We start from the raw sequence: 14,460 nt of genomic DNA on the forward strand, positions 1-14,460 counted from the left end.
TCATGACCGCATCCGCCGCCAAATTCGACGCCACGCGCGCCGGCGAATATGCTGAGCAGAGCCGCATCGCGCTCGCCGGCTACGACGCCTGCCATGAGCTTGCCGCCTGTCTCCTGTCGGCGGATCTCGGCGAGAGCCTGGACCGACGGATCCTGGTCGTCGGCGCGGGCGGAACGGCGCAGGAGATCCTCGTCGCCGGCAAGCTTCGGCCGAGCTGGCGCTTCCTTGCGGTCGATCCCTCCCCGCCGATGCTGGCCGGGGCCATTGCATCCGTCGAGGCCGCCGGTCTTAGCCATCTGACGACCTGGCACTCCGGCTATGTCGACGAACTGCCGGTAGACAACCGCTTCGATGCTGTGACCGTTATCGGCGTTCTCCATCATCTTCGCGGACGCGAGGCGAAGCTTGCTCTGCTGCGCGCGGTCGCGGCGCGGCTTCACCCCGGCGGTACGCTCATTCTCGCCTGCAATCGCGGCGCCTATGCCGAAAACCTGCTCTTCCTGAAGGCCTGGGGCGAGCGGTGGCGGATGGCGGGCGCTTCACCGGAAGAGGTCGAGGTGAAGCGCGGCAAGATTCTGCAAGGCGCTGATCCGCCCGGGTCGGATGCTGCGGTCGAAAGCCTTCTCGCGGAGACCGGCTTCGAGCAGCCGCGTCTCTTCTTCTCGAGCCTGTTCTGGGGCTCCTGGATCGCGAGGCGTAGCGCATGAGCGAACGAGACGAGCCAGAAGCTGTGGCGCCTATACGGCACCACGTGGTGATGACGCGAGCCGCCATGATGGCTTTCGCCGAGGGCTGGATCGCCGCATGGAACGGACGCGACGTTGAAGCGGTACTGAGTCATTTCCGCGACGATGCCGTCTTCGTCAGTCCGGTCGCAGCCAAATATGTCGGCTCGTCTCGCATTGAGGGGAAAACCGCCCTCGCCGCCTATTGGCGTTCGGCACTTGACAAGCTGACCACGCTTGCGTTCACACTCGACCGCGCGACATGGGATCCTGTCCGACGAGAGCTCAACGTGATCTACGAGGCCGATCTGAACGGACAGCGTCGCCGGGCCTGCGAACTCATGATCTTCGACGAGCTCGGCGAGCAGATCCAGGGCGAGGCTTTCTACGGGGCGGAGCTTCCATAGTCTCCCGTCTCATCTCGTCCGGCACCCCCACCAGCAGCCGGCTTCTCGACCGGCTTCGAGCGCGAGCAGCCAGCCGAATCGAGGACCGGCACATCTTTGCGATCGTCTCGCGGCTCAGTCCGAACAATCCCGTGTTTTGGCCCGAGCTGTCTCGCAGGTCTCGTCGCCAATTTTGGACCTTGCCGCGGCGCCAGGCGCGAGAACACCATAGGCCCGGTGACGTTCGACGTTTCTGGACAACTACGTCATCCGCTGCGGTTTCGTCGACTGAGCCTGGGCCCCCTCGCTGGCTTCGATCTCACGAATGATTTGCTCTTGTTCGGCACGCAGCTGCGCGAGCGCATCGGTCTGAAGCAGCGTCGGCGACAGGCGGTCGGCCGGATGTTGCGCGAGCGATGCTGCTGCCTCGCGCGCCGCCGCCGCTTCCCGTGTCTCCTGCGCTGCTGACTTCTGCGCGCCGGCGACGATCGCCCGCTCGGCGCGGAGCTCGCGCTGGGTCGTCGGGTCGATGCCGACCGTGGCTTCCTCCCGACGCTCAGCGGCAATCGCGCGATCTGCCAATCTCGCGGCCGCAGCGGCCTCACGCTCTTCACGCTGCTGAATTCCGCTCGCCCGCTCGATGAGCCTGTCGGCATTGGCACCGGCGATCGCCTCGACTTCGGCGCGCGTCATCTGCTGGATGCCGTGTTCTGAAGCTCGCTGCAGGTCGACGCGGTTTGCGAGCGTCTCGAGATATCGCGATGAGGCCTCGCGAAATTGCTGTTTCGTCTCGCCGTCCAGCAGGTCGCTCGTTCGCGACACCGCGTCGTTCATGAGGCGCAGATCCTTTGCCATCTGCTCCGATGTCACTGCCATGGTCGAGTTCTCCTTCGTCAGCTGCTCCACGCGTTTCCCGATCGTCTGCACGATAGACCCGACCGTCTGGGCCATGAGCAGGCGCTCGAGCATGTCCTTTGCTTGCGGGTTCGCCGGCTGCTCGGCCGCAACCGTCCGCCAGGCCTGAACGCCCTCGTTCACGAGCTTCAGGTCCTGCGCCGTCACGGGCAGGCGAATTGGATTTGTCCGCGCGACCGCGATCCGCTGCCGGGCATTGTCGATGAGCCGCCGATTGGCTGGATCCGCGGCATAGGCGCGATCGCGTGCCTCGCGTGTCGGCCGCGGACGATCCGCCGCCTCGACGATCGCCTTGTCCTTCGGGCCGTAGCTTTGCGACGACGCGCGCTCGCGTGCGGATGTCGCGACGATCTTGAGACCTTCCGCCTGCGCATGCTGGGCATAGAACTGGCGCCACTCGCTGAAGGTCTCTCGACCCGGATGCAGCTTCTGCCCGGACTCGCTTTTGACGGCGACGACGGCGTGGACGTGGACATGGCCGTCGGCCTCCTTGTCGGTGTGGACGCCGAACATGAACTTGTGATCGGCAAAACGATCGTGCAGGAACGCGCGGGCAGACCGCCTCAGTGCGTCAACGTCCGTCCCGGCCTTCGCCGACACGATCAGATGCATGGTATCGCGCGAGGATTGCGAGCGTAGCGTCGGTCCCCATTCTCGCGCCGCGGTCCTGGTCTCGGCGACATTGGTGATCGCCCGGCCACGATCGTCAATCGCGGGCCCCTTCTCGATCAGCTTGTTCAGCCGATAGGTCACGCCGTCGCGGCCATGGCTCGTGGCGCCCGGAGCGATGGCGATTGCGTCCGGCGGCAGGCCGGTAGCCGCCACGATACGCTCCTTTGCACGCGCCTCGGATGCGAGATCGAGCCGCTTCTGGGTGAAGCCCCTGCCCTCTTCTCCGACGCGCTCTCCCCGAACCCGGAAGCGCTCCTTGCCCGCTCCAGCCATTGCGGTGACGATGCGCGCTTCGAGCTCGCCCTTCTGCGCGACGTCGAGGCGATAAGCATACCGGTGGCCTTCGAATCCCGCCGCGATCGCCTTCTCGTAGGTTTCCCTGCCCTCGGGCGTGTCGGCGACACCGTTCAGGGACAAGCGCACGGCGCCGACGTCGTGGCTCTCGGCGCGCTTGGCGAAGTTGCTCGACCAGGCCTTGATCTCGTCGGCGACGGCTTCGCGATCGGCGAGGATCCGCCCATCATACGTTTCGAGCGCGACATCCTCGCGCTGCACATATTGGCCGGTCGCCGTCGCGCGGGCAACGCCACGGGCATAGGACACCACCTTGATCACAGCGGGCTGGTAGCCGGCCGCCAGCTGACGAGCCCGGCCGACCGCCTCGCCCTGCCCCGCCGCGCGCGCGCCTCCTCCGCCAGGACCGCCGCCTCCTGCGACCTGATCGGGTTTCGAGCCCGACGGTGCAGACGCCCCTCCTCCTCCTCCGCCGCCGCCTGCGGCGGTCGGCAGGAACCGCGTCCGCTCTTCATCCCGGCCGCCGGTGATCGTCGTCCCGCGGATGATCTCCTGCGCGGTCGGCGCCTTGGGAAGCGGCGCCACGCGACCGCGACGGGCGCGCACCTCGTCATCGAGACCGGGGGATCGCCGGCGCCGCGTCTCGCCGGCATCAATGACCGCGCGACGCGCGGCCTCGACCTGCTCGACCCACCAGGCGATCTGCGCATCCCGGTTCATCGCGGCTCCTGACCAAAGAGCTCGGCCGGCAACGTCAGCCTGACCTCACGCCGCAGCTTGGACCCATAGGCGACGGTCATTTCGGTGAGCTCGTCGTTGATCGCCGAGACGATCTCGTGCAGGCCACGCCAGACCGGCTCGGTGTCCTCGATGCGCACCGCCTGACCGCGGTGGATGGCGCGCAGGACCTGCGAGAGGTTTCGGCCGACCATGCGGACCTGGCTCGCGAGCTGGACGACGGCGCGCGTATTCTCGGCCGACAGGGCAGGACCCGCCTGCACCGATGCGCGGATCAACCGGCGCACGACCTCGGCCTTGGGCAATCCGAACAGCGCGACGGCTTCCTGGAGCCGCTGCTCATCGAGCTCCGACAGTTCGGTCCGGAGCCTTGGCTTGCGTCGTGGTGTCTTCGCGGAGCGGGCCATCGGCTCTCCCCTTCCCTTCCGTTTGCAAGGCTCGGCGGCCGTTAGGCCGGAGCCAAGGCGTAGGCATCGACCCGATGACCACGAAGGCGCGTCAGCGCCCTTCGGCTGCCTTCAGCAGCCGTCCCCCGGTTTGGCCCACAAACCGGTATCTTGTCAACCAATATCTATTAAACCGTATGTAAGACTTCGCGCATGAAGAGCGCTCGCGTCTGGACAGCCGTCCCTTGAACCCGAAGGCCCGCTTGGCGCACAGCGCCCCGTTAAGACCGCAATGACGAATTACCGTAACGGCGCAACACTGCAACGCATTGCTCCGACAATAATGCACTACCGCACGAATGCGCTCCCGCCAGCACCGCATTGGCGACATCACGTACTACGGCAACTCGCTAGAACGACAATGCCGTATCAACGCATTACCTGAACACCGCATCAAGGCTTTCCGGTACTTCCGGAATGACGAATTGCAGCACAGCCATATGTATATTATAATGTATGTTGATTGCTGTTAGAGCGAGCGACGGAGGGCTTGACGGTGCCGAGTATATTCGCAGTGGCGAACCCAAAAGGCGGGAGCGGCAAGACCACGGTTGCGATCATTCTCGCTGGTGAGTTCGCGAAGCATGGCTACTCCGCCGCGATCGTCGACGCCGATCCGCAGGGCTCTTCATACCAGTGGCATGCTTCCTCCGTCGCGCGGGGGTTGAGCCCGCAGGGCGTCGATCTGGTCCGCGCCCCCGACGAATCCGCATTGGTTCAAGCCGTCGAACGCCTGGCCGGTTACGACGTTGTGGTGATCGACACGCCCGGCTATTACGGCGAGGTACTGATCCAGTCGGCGCTCCGGGCCGACCTCGTCGTGTTGCCGTGCAAGGTACATACGTTCGATGCGTCGCAGGTCGTGCGGACCCTTCGCAATCTCGAGCAGCACGCCGCCGCGGCACAGCTGCCGAGAGCCAGCATCGGGTTCTATTCAATGAATACGACAGCCTCGACCGCAACACGCGACCCCTCCGCGAGGTCGTGGCCTACCTCGACTCCGAGCACGTGCCGGTCTGCTCGACGGCGCTCTACCGGCGTGTGACCTACCGCACGATGACAAGCGGCTTCGGAACACTTTACCAGATGAGCGACAGGGACGAGTCGGTGCGCAAGGCCCGCTACAATGCCGATCAGGTCGTCCGCGAGTTGCTCGCAGCGAGCCAGGGCGCGGCGACCGGCGAGCCGGTCGCATGAGCGACGGAGCTCCCAGCGAGAAGTCTGACCGGCCTCCCCTTCCCCGCGATGCGTTCCGCGCCCAGCGCGCAGTCGCGCCGGCCTCTCAAAAACCTGTCCTTCAGCCCGTGGTCGTCACTCCTGCCTACGACGATCCCGTTACGCCGGCGCCGGCGCCAGGCAGATCGCCATCGCAAGCCGCCAATTCTATCTCATCCAAGCGAGGGGAGCGGCCACCACGAAATCGCGAGCGCAATCCGTTCGAGGCTTATGGCGAACGCGCCTCGTCGCGGCCCTACGCGCTTCGCCTTCCCGATCCAATCGACCTGGTGCTCCGCCAGCTTGCCGCCGAGCAACGCACGCAGCCGCTGCGCATTGTCGACCGCGCCCTCTATGATCTTTTCAAGCGGCTCGGTCGATTGCCGCCCGCCGACGACTCGTAGTCGCCATTGTGAAAGAGGCGTCACGAAGCACGAATCGCTGCTACGCGCTGTCGTCCGGGAAGGAAGGTCCTGCAGGTGTCTTCATCTCTGCTGGATCCTTTCCACGTTGCGCGCCGCGGAGAGCCATCAGCATAGGCCAGATAGAGAATTGGCCGGCTGCCGCACGTCGGGCGAGCGTCCTGAGGTAGCCGCCGGGATTTTTGATGCCGTTGCCGCGCTGGAGGATCAGCGCCAAGGTGACGCTCGCCGGCCCCTGCCCCATTGCAGCACAGGCCTCTTCCCACGCGCTTGGGCTGACGCCGAGAAGCGGGCGCACGATGACGGCGGCGTCCACCACGTCCCGTATCGTTCGTAGCCCGTGGCGGGCGTAGTCCACAAAATCAGGACACGTGTCGGCGACGAGCCGGACAGGGACTGCTGATGCGACATCGCGCTCGATGTCGGGCTGGAATGCATTGCCGGCGCTTTCGGCGCCGGCTTTCGGCGTCGGGTTCGTTGCTATGGACGCATTTGCGGACGGTTCGCGTATTGGCCTTGTGGGTTCGATATGACTCTCAAGAATTTCGAGGATCCGCCCCGACAGCTCGACCAGCGCCGCGGCGAGCGGCTCGAGGGCAGCGCGGCACGGCGTGCGTGGTCGGCCGTCGATCAGCCCCAGGAATTCGTGGTGCAGTGCTGGCCAGTCGGCATCGACGCCCCGTTCGACACCCAGCGCGAGCATCTTTGCGATGTCGCGGCGCGCGAGCGTGACCTGCTCGCGCAGCGCATCGAGAACATGTCGCTCCTCGACAGCGCGAGCGGCGAGTTCCGCAAGGTCGTCGACAGCCGCCACGAGCGGGCTGAGATCGAACCCGAATGCCAGCTCGATGTCGCCGCCTGCTGCGCGCCGAGCGTAGCGTTTGCCATTTGGGCTATCCCGACGCTGGATAAGACCCGATTTCACAAGAGCGGCAATATGCCTACGTAAGGTCGACGCAGGGATGCCGTGGGCGCGTAGCGAGAGCTCGCGATTTGATGGAAACACGACGAGATCAGTGGACCCGAGCGTGAGCACCGTGTCCGGGTGGAAGCTCAGCAGCGCATTCAGGACGGTCAGCGCGCGGTCGGAAAGGGCAAGGGCGGCCTTCGCTTCGCATGCGTGGCGAAACGTCTTCCATTTGTGGCAGGCCTTGCCGGGTTGGCACTGCCGAACGTCGCGTTGAATCCGAAGCGCGGCCGGGGACAGCGCGCCGCATCCAAAAGGGGCGATAGGATTGAAGCCAAGCATCTGCATTCGCGTCCTCTCGTTGCGAGAGCGCGTGGCAAACAAAGACCGTGGCGTGAAAACGCTGAGTCTCTTGAACTGTCGGATCGCGCGAGCTAAGATGCCTTTGCGTTTGGAGGCCTCGCTGGCGATTGCCGTCGCCAGCCCGCTGACCCTCTTGAGAGACCCGGCTCTGCCGGGTTTTTCTTTGTCTGAACGCACTTCTCCTGGTTGAATCAGATCAGTACATTATATTGAATGTTAGTCGGCCGTCCAATATGTAGGCTGCGGCCGCATGGGTATCGTTCGGATCATGGTTCGGAGGGAAGGCTCATGGCTGAGAAGTCATGCCGACGCAAAGCAGATCACGCAGCGAAGGGATGTTTGCTCATAGGAGCGTTTCAGTCGGGGCTCGAAGCACTGCGTCTCGAAGCACAGCTAACCCGTGGAGAGTTCGCGAAAAGCCTAGGGATCCCGAGATCAAGCTACTTCCACCTGATGACGACAGCAGCGAATCCAAGCCTTAGTTACATTGAACTCATCGCGGAACGAGCGGGCGTCGACCCTCTGACCTTGTTGCGGAAGCGGACCTCGGACCGTCGGCACGAGGGCGACTCAATCGGCTCGATGAAGGGAAGCGCATATTCAAAGAATTTACGGTAGGATTGACAACGTCCAATATACTAGACTTCAGACGTAATGTATGGTGAATCGGATGCGGAGTTTTGTCCGAAAGCCCTTTCGCCATGTCGCCTGTTCGCAAGCCTCAGCCAGTCGATCATTCGGTGCTGAATGAGATGCTGGCCATCCGTCTGCAGCAGCTCGAGATCGAAAATGGCGGCATGGAAGCATTCCTGCCGAAGACCGGACTGGCACGCGGGACCTACTATACGATCGTCCGCGGCATCGGGAATCCAACTTTGCGTACGATCGAAAGGATCGCTTCGAGCCTCAACATGAGCGTGTTTGAGTTGCTCGGCTTCGATGTGTCGGACGCACGGCGCGCGCTCAAGAAGAGCGGTGTCGATTACGACGAGTTGACGTCGGCGATCAGCAAGAAAAATCGCGCCGATCGCGCCTTGGCGCGTCAGACGCGATCGCGAAAGCTTCCTTCCTGACGGCGCCGGCGATCGATGCGGCGACCAACTGCTCAAGATCGATGGAAGAGGTGGGGAGGCTTTCGCCTCCCCACTGGATCGGTCATGCGGCTGAGCGCTCAACGGCCTGGGCGAGGCGGCCAAATTCCAGGGCGATCAGGTCGACGGTGTAGGTCCGCTTGCCGTCGCGCTCGTAGCTGTTCTGCCGCAGGCGGCCCCGCGCGTGGACGAGGTCGCCCTTGCTGACGTGCTCGTTCACGTAGCCCTGGATCGACTTGGTGAAGATCGTGACCTCGTTCCAGTGCTGGTCGTCGTTCCACTCGCCGCCCTTATCCTTGAAGGGATAGTTGGCGCAGACGGTGACACGGACTGTCTTGCCGACCTGCTTGATGGTCCCGACGTGGCCGATGAGGGTGAATTCGGCGATGTTGCGCATAGTCTCTCTCCATCTTGTGGGGCGGCGCCCCGTTGCGATGGCGATCCGTCATGGCCGGGAAGACGGCACAGAGCCGAAGCCCGCGAGACGCGGGCGAAGGGCGAGCGCAGCGCTGCGTCCCGTCAGGCCGTGAATTTTGGCGCCGCAGGCGCGTGCGCGAGGAATGCCGGTTGGGGGCCCCGCTCGCGGGGTGATCCGGCAGGGGAAAATTCTCGGGCGTAGGGCCCGCCGTGCCGGCGACGGCCATAGGAATCCAGCCATGCAACCGGGAGCGCCGCCCGACCTGTAGAGAGGAGCAATCGTCGTCGTGCTACCTGGACCACGCGCCGGCCCCATTTCGAGTTATGGAAAACCGCGAGTCGATGCCTGCCCATCCAGGATCGTGGGTCAGCGAGGAAGCGCCGCACGGATCGGGGTCGACCATGGAAATCAGCCATGGCCGGATCGAGCGGCAGCGGCGAACCGCCCTGCGACGGCTTCGACGGCAGGACCGTCGCACCAACGCCGGGTGCGCGAAACCCGAGCTCCGCCCCGCGGCTGCGACCTCACCGGCGCGGGACGCCCACGTCCCATCGAACCATCGAACCATCGGAGATGGCATGCCTTTTCGGACATCGCCCGCGCCATCATGCGGTTCGCTTCGTGCGCAGTTGTGCGTTGATTTGCGACATCAGGATCGGGCCGAGCGAGAATTCACCGACCTTGGCCCGTTCAGTCAGACCGCGCAGATAGCCGCCGGCGGAGCGGATTGCCGCGCCGCGCTGCAGGATGCACGCGACAACCACCGCGGCCTGCATTTCGCCCATGACGGCTTGCGCCTCCTCCCAGGCGCTGGGACTGATCCCAAGCATCGAGCGCACAACGGCCGTGGTCGCCAGCAGGTCGCGCCAGTTCGAAATTCCGCCTTTGGCGTAGTCGGAGATGTCCGGGCAAGCGTTTAATACCATTCCAAGCGGATAGGCCGTTTCCGCAATCCTCGGCGTTTGGGGTTCTGGCACCGCCCTCGCCGCCCGGCTTCCTCGAAAGCCAGGTTCAAGATCAATTAAGGGGTCTGGATTTGAATTCTGTATATGGCGCTCATTTCGGGACTCATTGGCGCTCATATCGTGTGTTTTGATGTGGCTTTCCAGGAGGTTGAGGACGTCGTCGGCCAGTTGTGATAGCTCCTCGGCCGCCGCTTCCAGCTGCGCGCGCGTCGCGGTGCGCGGAATCCCCTCGACGATCGAGCGGAAGCCGGCGTGGATCTGCGCCCAGTCCGCGGGTCCCTGCCCTCCCCTGCGTGTCGGCACGCCCTCCTCGATGCCGGTCGCGATCATCTTGGCGATATCGCGCCGGCACAGCGTGATGCGTTCCCGCGCGAGCTTAACGGCGCGCGCTTCGGCCTCCACGGCGGCTGCCAGGCTTTCGAATTCCTCCGAGCGGACAACAAGCGGCGAGAGGTCGAATCCGAACGCCAGCTCGATCTCGCCGGACGCACCTTTGCGCGCGTAGCGCTTGCCGTTGGGACTGTCGCGGCGGATGACGAGGCCCGCGTCGACCAGGACCGCGAGATGGCGTCGCAACGTTGACGCCGGCATGCCGTGCGCGCGCAGTGACAGGAGCTGGTTCGAGGGGAAAACGACAAGGTCGTCCTCGCCCGTCAGCGCCGTCTCGGGATGGAAGGTGAGGAGCGCGTTCAAGACCGACAGCGCTCGCTCTGTCACGCCGAGGCTCGGCCGTGCCCTGCAGATGGCGTGGAAAATCTTCCACTTGTGCACGACCTTCTCAGGCGGCCGGGATGACGCGACGATCTGTGTTGCCACATGGGCGAGCGTCAGCGATCGCCGCCCGAAGGGCGTCGTTGATTGATAAGGTTCCATGTCTTTGCCTCGTTCGGGCAAAGGAAATCTGCTCGCCAAAACGGCGCCGTCTCGCACGAGACACTTGACTGCGATTCGCGGAAGTGATTCTCTATCAGTCGCCAAACTAAGACAGAGGCTTCCGGGACGGTGACGTTTCGGGGGCCTTTTTCTTTTGCCTAGGTTTCTCCTGAGCCAGATTGCACCTGCCCAGCCGGCTCATTCCGGGTGGGTGTTCCTTCAGTCCTCGCCGGACGCGGCGCGGTATTCGTCGTAGAGCCTTTGCAAGTGCTGGCGAACGAATTCGCCAAATTGCGGGGCTACGCGGTCGTCGAAAGTCAGACTGAGCTTCTTGCCGGTTCGCATAACCTTCGCTGCGAGCGTGCCGTCGGCCGCCGACCAGCTTTCCGCCCGCGCCCGCGCCGCCTTGGTGCCCAACGCTGCGACGAGTGCTTCGAACCGCTTGTCGCTGTCTTGGTCAGCGAACCCTTCCTCCTTCACAAGCGCGATGGCGCGGTGTCGATTGCCGTCGCCATCAAGGAGATCGGTCAACTCCTGCCATCGAACGCGGCCATAGCCAGGCGCGGCGCCGATCGCCTCGACGACCTCGGTGGGGACGCGGGTCGCAACCGCAATGAGTCGCGATAGCGCAGCCTTGTCGACGTTCAACGCCGCCATGATTGTCTCGCGCGAAAACTTGCGCTCTTCGAGTCGGGCGGCAAAGCGGGCTCGCTCGATAAAGGTCAGGTCGGTTCGACCACTGTTCTCCTGGCCTTGGGCGACCACCAGCTCTTCGTCGCTCAGAGCGCGGACCACCGCCCGCACCTTTCTTCCGAGCGAGCGGGCAGCGCGTAGGCGCCTGTGCCCGAAGGCTACCTGAAAGCGGCTTGAATTCTCCGGGCTCGGGCGAACGAGGATCGGCGTGTTTTGACCGTGCTCGCGGATCAACTCTTGGAACGCCGCCTCATCGGCCGCGCTCGCCTCCATGCGGTCCGGTACGAAGGAATCGTCGACGAGGGCCGGATCGAGCTCGACGATCGTCTGCCCCTCGAGCAGCTGTCTCTCCAACTCGTCGGCCCGATCCGCTCGCTCCTTGATGCCGCCGAGGTTCTGCGAGATCGCACCGAGCGCGCCCGGTTGCTTGAGCGGCCGGTCCAGGCCCAGAAGCGGCCGGACCTGGTTGGCCGACAGTCGCGCTGGAGGTTCTTGCGACGCTTGTGGCTCGCTGGGCACGTGGTCGAAGCTTATCTTCCGAGCCATGCTCAGACCCTCTTCCAGACCTGCCTGATTAAACCCTCGATCTCACCGTTGACGAGGTCGAGAGATTCAATCGCACGGTCATAGGTCGGACGGGAGAAGCCCTTCCGATCGACCTCGTAGAGTGTGTTCTTGGTCAATCCGGCATCGGCGATGGCCGTGCTCTTGACCATCGGATGGGTCAAAACTCGTTCACCTAAGATCGAGCGCATCCAGCCCACCAATTTGGTCTGGGGCGCGTCGCTCGGTTCGTATCGCGTGACGAGATAACGCATCCAGTCGTAGTCAGTCGCCGCGCCTGCATTGGCGACGACGTCGAGCAAGCCAGCTGTCATGTTCAGGAACTGGGACATCGACATTACGTCCAGCATCTGAGGATGGACTGTGATGAGTACAGCTGTCGCGGCGCAGAGTGCCGAAAGGGTCAGGAACCCGAGTTGCGGCGGGCAATCGATGATGACGATGTCATAGGCATCGCTCACCTGCGCCAGTGCTTCACCGATGCGAGCGAAGAACATCTGGCCGCCGTCCTGCCGCGTCATCAACGCCTTCGGCGTCTCATGCTCGAACTCCATCAGTTCGAGTTGACCGGGGATCAAATGAAGCGTGGGAATGTATGTGGCCCGCACAATTTCGGCCATCTCGCGGCGATCGCTGTCGTACCGAATGGCGCCATAGATCGTGTCATTGTCGGCGACGTCGAGTTCGGGCTGCAATCCGAAGAGTGCCGTCAGGCTCGCCTGCGGATCCAGATCGATAGCCAGCACACGATATCCGCGAAAGGCGAGGTATTCGGCCAGATGCGCCGATGTCGTCGTCTTGCCGCTTCCCCCCTTGAAGTTCATCACCGCGAGGACCTGCAACTTCTCATTTTCGCTGCGGCGAGGCGTGTAGCGGCGTCCGCCCTTGCCAGAAGCGTCGAGCGATTGACGTAGCGCCTCGACATCCTCAAGCGAATACATTCGACGCCCATTGGGAAGGGGATCGGGCCCCTTCCCTTCAGAGGCGAGCTGACGGAGATAGCCGTCGGCTATTCCGATGAAACGCGCCGCCTCGGATGGAGAGAACGGACGCAACGTCTTTTTCGCCTCGGGGGGAAAGTCCTCAAGCTGCCTCGCGCGAAGCCGCATTGACAGCTCCGCCGCATCAGCGTTGATCAACGACCTGAGATCGCGAGGCGCATTGTCTTTCGGCAGAAGCGTAGCGGGCATCGGTTTCTCTGCATCTGCGGTTTTTTGAGCAGGTTGGCCCAAAAAGCGTTGAACCCAAGTTATGCCCGATTCTTTCGTTGCTGCAAGGACTAATGGGTTAATGAGAAGTTAACGGAGTGATCTCCACCAAAGCGGAATTCGGTTTGGCGCGCTGCGGAGCGTATATTTTGCCCTTGCGCGAACCGTCGCACTTCATGTGGCTGGGTTGTACGCGGACAACTTAACGCACGGGCGGGGCGAGTTGAGGAGCGTTCGACGCTACCGCTCGGTTCGTTACTATCGGCGCTGGTTTGCGCGCGCGCCCGGCTATATTCGCGCCAGACAGACGCGGCTGAAGCCTGAGGGGGGTTGGCCTGCGTCGAGTTGTACGCGGACAACTTAAGCCACTCATTTCATCAGCCGCTACTCACACACCGAGCCGGGCAGCCCTGCCCTGCGCGCGCTCCGCCTCGTTGTAGTAGCTCGCCGCCTGCTGGACCGACCGATGCTGCGACTGCTGCATCGCCTCCGGCAAGCCGATGCCCTGGCGCGCCGCCTCGGTGAGATATCCCGCCCGCAATCCATGCGCAGCAAAGTCTTTGGGGTCGAGCTCAGCCATCGTGCAACGCCGCTTGACGATCAAATTGATCGATTGCGGGGTCAGCGCGCGCTCCTCGAGCGCCTCCCAACGGTCGATCGCGCGGAAGATCGCGCCTTTCCGGATATCAGCTCGGTCGAGCCATTCCCGCAACGCCTTGACCGGCGGGCCGACCAGGAACACCCTACGCTCGTCATCGGCGTCGCCGGTCTTCGTGCGACCGAGCTGGATCGAGACGCACGGCAGCGTCGGCGAATTCGGATCAAGCGGATCAAGCAGAACGCCGGGCTCGTCGCTCAGCTGCTCGACCCGCAGCCGCGCCACCTCGCTGCGCCGCCGCCCGCCGGAGGCGAACGCCAGCAGCAGGATCGCGAGGTCGCGCGTGTCGGCCAGCCGATCCGTCGTGCAAGTCGCCGTCAGCCGGTCGAGGACGTCGCGCGTCACGGCGCGCTTGCTTTTACGGCGGCGCGGCCGCGGAGAAGCGCGGACAGCCAGACGCACGGCCGAACGAAGACTTGGCGCGGTGAGCGGACTTTCGATCCCCTTCCAGCGATGCAGCGTCCCCCAGCTTGCAAGGCGCCGCTTCACCGTATTCGGCGCGTGCGGTCCCTCGGTGCGCAGCAGGCCCTCGGCGCGCAGCTCGCCAGCGACGTCGGCTGGCATGCCATGGCGTAAGTCGATCGCGCGCTGCGCGGGATCCCATAGATGATGCGCGACGAACTTTAGCGCGAGTGCTTCCGTCGCCGGCCACGGCAGCGCCTCGCCGGTGGCCGCGAGAGCCCAAGCTTCGAGGTAGGCCAGATCCGACGTGAGCGCGCGAAGACTGTTCTCGCCCATGCCTTCCTTGGCGAGGTGCTTGAGAGTCGCGACGTCGTCGTCGGTGAGCAGCTGCGCGAGCCGATCGCGCCGGTCCATCGGCAGGATGGCCGACAGCGTGTCGAGCGCGAGGGCGCGCTGCGATTCGGCGTCGAGTGCTCGGACTTTGACTATATCGTCCATCACGTCC

The 14,460-nt window shown here is 64.1% G+C and carries 13 protein-coding genes and 1 pseudogene; 6 read left to right on the forward strand and 8 right to left on the reverse strand.

What is annotated here, in order from left to right:
• Positions 1-2: 2 nt before the first annotated feature.
• Entirely contained in the window at positions 3-707 is a 705-nt protein-coding gene (locus V5F78_RS23710; RefSeq protein ID WP_298267645.1) for a class I SAM-dependent methyltransferase, read from the forward strand.
• Entirely contained in the window at positions 704-1,132 is a 429-nt protein-coding gene (locus tag V5F78_RS23715) for a YybH family protein (protein ID WP_281807009.1), read from the forward strand. The genes V5F78_RS23710 and V5F78_RS23715 overlap by 4 nt, the downstream gene beginning before the upstream one ends.
• Before the next feature lie 240 nt (positions 1,133-1,372).
• Here the strand turns inward: V5F78_RS23715 and V5F78_RS23720 are convergent, their stop codons facing one another.
• Positions 1,373-3,712: a relaxase/mobilization nuclease domain-containing protein gene (locus V5F78_RS23720; protein ID WP_394016013.1), complete on the reverse strand. Its 2,340-nt coding sequence runs from the start codon at positions 3,710-3,712 to the stop codon at positions 1,373-1,375.
• Positions 3,709-4,137 (reverse strand): hypothetical protein, encoded by a 429-nt coding sequence (locus V5F78_RS23725; RefSeq protein ID WP_137901596.1) that lies wholly within the window; start codon positions 4,135-4,137, stop codon positions 3,709-3,711. Before V5F78_RS23725 ends, V5F78_RS23720 begins: the two co-directional genes overlap by 4 nt.
• Positions 4,138-4,672: 535 nt before the next feature.
• Here V5F78_RS23725 and V5F78_RS23730 point away from each other — a divergent pair.
• Both V5F78_RS23730 and V5F78_RS23735 read left to right on the forward strand, forming a co-directional pair.
• Positions 4,673-5,373, forward strand: a pseudogene (locus V5F78_RS23730) (AAA family ATPase).
• Positions 5,370-5,795 (forward strand): hypothetical protein, encoded by a 426-nt coding sequence (locus tag V5F78_RS23735; protein ID WP_137901597.1) that lies wholly within the window; start codon positions 5,370-5,372, stop codon positions 5,793-5,795. Before V5F78_RS23730 ends, V5F78_RS23735 begins: the two are co-directional and overlap by 4 nt.
• Positions 5,796-5,835: 40 nt before the next feature.
• Here V5F78_RS23735 and repC (V5F78_RS23740) read toward each other — a convergent pair whose 3' ends face one another.
• Entirely contained in the window at positions 5,836-7,068 is a 1,233-nt protein-coding gene (gene repC, locus V5F78_RS23740; protein WP_394016014.1) for a plasmid replication protein RepC, read from the reverse strand.
• A gap of 303 nt (positions 7,069-7,371) precedes the next feature.
• Here repC (V5F78_RS23740) and V5F78_RS23745 point away from each other — a divergent pair, with 303 nt between their 5' ends.
• Together V5F78_RS23745 and V5F78_RS23750 are read left to right on the forward strand one after the other, a co-directional pair.
• On the forward strand, positions 7,372-7,701 hold the full coding sequence (locus V5F78_RS23745) for a helix-turn-helix domain-containing protein (protein WP_137901598.1): 330 nt from the start codon (positions 7,372-7,374) through the stop codon (positions 7,699-7,701).
• Between the two features lie 83 nt (positions 7,702-7,784).
• Positions 7,785-8,156 carry a transcriptional regulator gene (locus V5F78_RS23750; protein WP_024921879.1) on the forward strand — a complete coding sequence of 124 codons (372 nt, stop codon included), beginning with the start codon at positions 7,785-7,787 and terminating at the stop codon, positions 8,154-8,156.
• An 82-nt stretch (positions 8,157-8,238) separates the two neighbouring features.
• Here the strand turns inward: V5F78_RS23750 and V5F78_RS23755 are convergent, their stop codons facing one another.
• The 5 genes from V5F78_RS23755 to V5F78_RS23775 form a co-directional block, all read right to left on the reverse strand.
• Positions 8,239-8,571: a single-stranded DNA-binding protein gene (locus tag V5F78_RS23755; RefSeq protein ID WP_137901599.1), complete on the reverse strand. Its 333-nt coding sequence runs from the start codon at positions 8,569-8,571 to the stop codon at positions 8,239-8,241.
• Positions 8,572-9,197: 626 nt separating this feature from the next.
• Positions 9,198-10,430 (reverse strand): plasmid replication protein RepC, encoded by a 1,233-nt coding sequence (repC, locus tag V5F78_RS23760; protein ID WP_137901600.1) that lies wholly within the window; start codon positions 10,428-10,430, stop codon positions 9,198-9,200.
• Positions 10,431-10,649: 219 nt separating this feature from the next.
• A complete protein-coding gene (gene repB, locus V5F78_RS23765) occupies positions 10,650-11,669 on the reverse strand; it encodes a plasmid partitioning protein RepB (protein ID WP_137901601.1) in 1,020 nt (339 codons plus the stop codon).
• 2 nt (positions 11,670-11,671) lie between these two features.
• On the reverse strand, positions 11,672-12,877 hold the full coding sequence (gene repA / locus V5F78_RS23770; protein WP_006023650.1) for a plasmid partitioning protein RepA: 1,206 nt from the start codon (positions 12,875-12,877) through the stop codon (positions 11,672-11,674).
• 406 nt (positions 12,878-13,283) lie between these two features.
• Positions 13,284-14,453 carry a tyrosine-type recombinase/integrase gene (locus V5F78_RS23775; RefSeq protein ID WP_394016015.1) on the reverse strand — a complete coding sequence of 390 codons (1,170 nt, stop codon included), beginning with the start codon at positions 14,451-14,453 and terminating at the stop codon, positions 13,284-13,286.
• Between the last annotated feature and the right edge of the window lie 7 nt (positions 14,454-14,460).

Origin of the sequence: Roseixanthobacter glucoisosaccharinicivorans (genome assembly GCF_043195095.2) — a bacterium.
Lineage (GTDB): Bacteria > Pseudomonadota > Alphaproteobacteria > Rhizobiales > Xanthobacteraceae > NCEH01.